This is a genomic window from Kitasatospora sp. MBT66, assembly GCF_000710405.2.
Lineage (GTDB): Bacteria > Actinomycetota > Actinomycetes > Streptomycetales > Streptomycetaceae > Kitasatospora > Kitasatospora purpeofusca.
The window spans coordinates 1,020,789-1,025,731 of the sequence record NZ_JAIY01000010.1; the positions used below are offsets into that span (position 1 = coordinate 1,020,789).

The 4,943-nt window shown below is 75.1% G+C and carries 2 protein-coding genes; one reads left to right on the forward strand and one right to left on the reverse strand.

Annotated features, from left to right (window positions below):
• The coding region (locus BI06_RS51270) for an EsaB/YukD family protein (protein ID WP_043472556.1) at positions 1-400 on the reverse strand (400 nt) is incomplete at its 3' end.
• A gap of 296 nt (positions 401-696) precedes the next feature.
• Between BI06_RS51270 and eccCa the strand changes: the two genes are divergently transcribed.
• Positions 697-4,752, forward strand: coding sequence for a type VII secretion protein EccCa (gene eccCa, locus BI06_RS29105; protein WP_055731151.1), 4,056 nt, complete (start codon positions 697-699; stop codon positions 4,750-4,752).
• Positions 4,753-4,943 lie beyond the last annotated feature (191 nt).

Here is a 4,943-nt window from a genome sequence, read left to right on the forward strand (position 1 = left end):
CCAGGGTGACCAGGGCGAGCACGAGCGCGAGCCGGCGGGTGACGGCGGGCCGCCAGGAGTCGCCGCGGGCGGCGGTGCCGGTGCGGACGCCGTCCACCAGGTCGTCGAAGTGCACCTCGGGCAGCGCGTCCTGGCCCGGGCGCAGGAAGAGCTCCTCGCCGTCGGCGAGTCCGAGCTCCTCCAGGGTGCGCTCCTCGTCGAGGGGCGCGCCGCCGAGGCGCTGGAGGATCCAGCCGGAGTGCTCGGTGCCGCTCTCCGTGACGTCGGTACCGGCGTAGCCGAGCACCGCCGGCAGCAGGTCGGCGAGGACGACGTCGCCGGGGAGGGCGAGTTCGAAGGCGGTCCCGGGGGCGCGGAACCTCAGCCGGACCAGCCCCGTCGCCACCGTGCTGCTGCTCACCTGTCGCGTCCTCCCGTGGAATCTGCCTGCCCGCTCTCCCGTCACAGGTACGGACGGCGGTGGCCGGACGGTTCACCGGGCAGGTCACGGCGCCCGCCCGGTGGACCCCCGGCCCGGCGGGCGCGGTGAACCGGCGGGGCCCCGCGGGCCGTAGGCCCGAGTGCGGCGTGGTCCGCGGGCGGCACGGCCCGGGCCGCCGGACCCCCGGTCACCGGCGGCGCCCCGGGCGCCGCGAGAGGAGAGCCCCGTTGAGCGTGGTCCTGGTCGATCGTCCGCCCCGGCGCCCCGGACCGGCGATGCCGGACGGCGAGCTCCAGTTGCAGGAGCCGCCGGTCCTTCCGGAGCAGCAGAGCGGCATGTCCAACATGATCGCCATGGCGCCGATGGCGCTCAGCTCGCTCTCGATGGTGATGATCTTCCTCAACCCGCAGTCCAGCGGCGGGCCGCTCACCTACGTGGCGATGGGCATGATGGGCCTGTCCGCCGTCGGCATGCTGGTGACCCAGCTGATCCGCGGCGCCAGCGACCGCAAGCGCCAGCTGCGCGGCGAGCGCCGGGACTACCTGCGCTACCTCTCCCAGGTGCGCCGCCAGGTCCGCCGCCACATCGTCAACCAGCGCCTCGCCCTGGCCTGGCGCCACCCCGACCCGGCCGCGCTCACCTCCCTGGTGCGCACCTCGCGGCTGTGGGAGCGGCGCGCCGCCCACCCCGACTTCGGCGATGTGCGGATCGCCACCGGCTCCCAGCGGCTGGCGGTCAAGCTCGCCCCGCTGGCCACCCAGCCGGTGGAGGACCTCGAACCGCTCTGCGCGCACGCGCTGCGCCGCTTCATCCACGCCTACGGCTCGATCGCCGACCAGCCGATCGCCGTCCACGTGCGCGGCTACGCCCATGTCCTGCTGCGCTGCGAGCACCCGGCGCCGGAACCGGAGACCGACCCGGACGAGGGCGAGGAGCTCGTCCTCCCCGCGCCCGCCGGCACGGAGCCCGCCGAGGCCGCCGACCCCGCTCCGGCCCGGGCGCTGGCCCGGGCGATGATCGCCCAGCTCGCGTTCTTCCACGCCCCGGACGAGCTGCGGATCGCGGCCGCCGTCTCCCCCGGGCAGCGCGCGGAGTGGGCCTGGCTGAAGTGGCTGCCGCACTCCCTGCACCCCACCGAGACGGACGGCGCCGGGCCGGTGCGCCTGGTCGCCGACTCGCTGCTGGAGCTGGAACAGCTCCTGGGCCCGGAGTTCGCCGACCGGCCGCCGTTCGAGCCGGAGACCCAGCCCGGCCGGGACGAGCCGTTCACCCTGATCGTCCTGGACGGCGTGAAGCTGCCCAGCGGCAGCCGCGCCCTGCTGGCCGGCTACCGCAACGCCGTGCTGCTGGACGTCTCCGGGGCGGTGGAGTGGAAGCACGCGCCGTTCCGGATGCGGCTGCGGATCACCGGCGACCGGCTGGACCTCGTCACCGCCGACCGCAACCGGCGCGACGAGGTCACCGCGCTCGGCCGCCCGGACGCCCTCGGCGCCGCCGCCGCCCGCCGCTACGCCACCACGATCTCCCCGTACCGGCTGGGCGACGCGATGGACGTCTCCGAGCCGCTCAGCACCGACTTCGACCTCACCTCGCTGCTGGGCGTCAACGACCTGTACCAGCACGACATCGCCCGCAGCTGGGCGGAGCGCCCGCGCGGCAAGCGCCTGCGGGTGCCGATCGGCGTCGGCGCGGACGGCAAGCCGGTGGAGCTCGACATCAAGGAGTCCGCGCAGGGCGGGATGGGCCCGCACGGCATGCTGATCGGCGCCACCGGCTCCGGCAAGTCGGAGCTGCTGCGCACCCTGGTGCTGGCCCTCGCACTCACCCACTCCTCCGAGACACTCAACTTCGTCCTGGTCGACTTCAAGGGCGGCGCGACCTTCCTCGGCCTGGACCAGCTGCCGCACACCTCGGCGGTGATCACCAACCTGGCCGACGAGGCGGCCCTGGTCGACCGGATGCGCGACGCCCTGCACGGCGAGATGAACCGCCGCCAGGAGCTGCTCCGCTCGGCCGGCAACTACAGCTCGCTGCTCGACTACGAGACCGCGCGGGCCGCCGGCACCCAGCTCGACCCGCTGCCGACGCTCTTCGTCGTGGTCGACGAGTTCAGCGAACTGCTCTCCGCGCACCGCGACTTCATGGACCTGTTCATCATGATCGGCCGGCTCGGCCGCTCCCTCGGCGTCCATCTGCTGCTCGCCTCGCAGCGGCTCGACGAGGGCCGGATGCACGCGCTGGAGTCCCACCTGTCCTACCGGGTCGGCCTGCGCACCTTCTCCGCCATGGAGAGCCGCGGCGTGCTCGGCGTGCCCGACGCCTACCAGCTGCCCTCCCAGCCCGGCAACGGCATCCTGCGCAGCGACATCGCCACCCTCACCCGGTTCAAGGCCGCATACGTCTCCGGGCCCTACCGCCGCCGGCGCGGCGCCGTCCAGCAGGCCGCCGTGGCCGGCCAGATCGTGGCCTACGGCACCGAGTACGTCGCCCCGCGCGACCCCGACCCCGAGGTGCTCGCCGCCGAGGAGGCCCGGGAGGCGGCCGAGGAGGACGCCCCGAACCTGCTGGACCTGGCGGCCGCGCGGATGCTCGACGCCGGCCCGCCCGCCCACCAGGTCTGGCTGCCGCCGCTGGACACCCCGCCCACCCTGGACGAGCTGCTGCCGCCGCTCACCCCCAGCACCCGGCACGGACTGGCCCCCGACGGCCGCCCCGCCGTCGGCACCCTGACCGTGCCGGTGGGCGTGGTGGACCGCCCGTTCCAGCAGATGCGCGAGCTGCTCACCGCCGACCTGTCGGCCGCCGGCGGGCACGTCGGCGTCGCCGGCGGCCCGCAGAGCGGCAAGAGCACCCTGCTGCGCACCCTGATCGCCGGACTGGCGCTCACCCACACCCCGCAGGAGGTCCAGTTCTACTGCCTGGACTTCGGCGGCGGCACGCTCTCCTCGCTCCGCGGCCTGCCGCACGTCGGCGGTGTCACCGGGCGCCACGACCCGGAGCGGGTCGGCCGCACCGTCGCCGAGGTCAACGCCGTCATCGCGCGTCGCGAACTGCGGTTCGCCCAGCTGGGCATCGACTCCATGGCGACCTACCGCCGCCGCCGGGCCGCCGGCGACCCGGAGCTCGCCGACGACCGGCACGGCGACGTGTTCCTGGTCGTCGACGGCTGGGGCACCCTGCGCCAGGAGTTCGCGGACCTGGTGCCCGCCCTGGCCCCGATCGCCGCCCGCGGCCTCAACTACGGCGTGCACCTGGTCGTCGCGGCCTCCCGCTGGGGCGAGATCACCACCGGCGTGCGGGACCAGTTCGGCACCCGGTTCGAGCTGCGGCTCGGCGACCCCATCGACTCCATGATCAATATGCGGGCCGCCGAGACCGTCCCGCACAGCCCCGGCCGGGGCCTCACCAAGGAGCGGCTGCACTTCCTCGGCGCCCTCCCCCGGATCGACGGCCGGGGCAGCTCCGACGACCTCTCCGACGGCATCGCCGACCTCGTCGACGCCCTCAACGAGCACTGGAGCGGCCCCCGCGCGCCCGAGGTGCGGATGCTGCCGCTGCTGCTGGACGCCTCCTCCCTGCCCGCGCCCGAGGGCCGGCTGCGGATCGCCCTCGGCCTGGAGGACACCGCGATCTCGCCGCTCTGGCACGACTTCGAGGAGGCGCCGCACCTGCTGGTGGTCGGCGACAGCGAGAGCGGCAAGACCAACCTGCTGCGCCTGCTGGTCGACGGCATCACCTCCGCCTACACCCCCGCCGAGGCCCGGATCATGCTGGTCGACTTCCGGCGCGGGCTCTACGAGAGCGTCCCGGAGGAGTACCGGCTCGGCTACGCCGTCTCGGTGGACATCCTCAAGCAGGTCGTCACCGGCGCGGCCCGGGCCATGGAGGCCCGGCTGCCCGGCGAGGAGATCAGCCCGGCCCGGATGCGGCTGCGCGACTGGTGGACCGGACCGGAGCTGTTCGTGATCGTCGACGACTACGACCTGATCCCCGGCCAGATGGGCGCCGGCCCGTTCGGCCCGCTCCTCGAACACCTGGCGCAGGGCACCGAACTCGGCCTGCACCTGATCGTCGCCCGCTCCGCCAACGGCATCGGCCGCGCCTACAGCGACCAGCTGCTGCGCCGGCTCCAGGACGTCAACACGCCCGTCACCCTGCTCTCCTGCCCGCCCAGCGAGGGCACGCTCTTCGGCAGCATCAAGCCCCGGGTGCTGCCGCCCGGCCGGGGTCTGCACATCACCCGGCGTCGGACGGTCCAGGTGCAGACCGGTCTGATGCCCGATCCGGAGCCGGACCCCGCCGGGGCGGCGGAGCCGTCGGCGCGGGCCTGACGGCCCCCGGACGGAGCGGCCGCGGCCCCCGCCGGACCCCCGGGTGAACCGGGCGCCCGGCCGGGGCCGTAGTCCTGGACGATGAGCCTCTCCCGCACCGGTGCGCGCTCCGGCGACCCCGCACCCCCGGCCGAGCCCCGCCGCCGCTTCGGACTGCGGCGCGGGGCGCAGCGCACGCTGCCCGCCGGGGA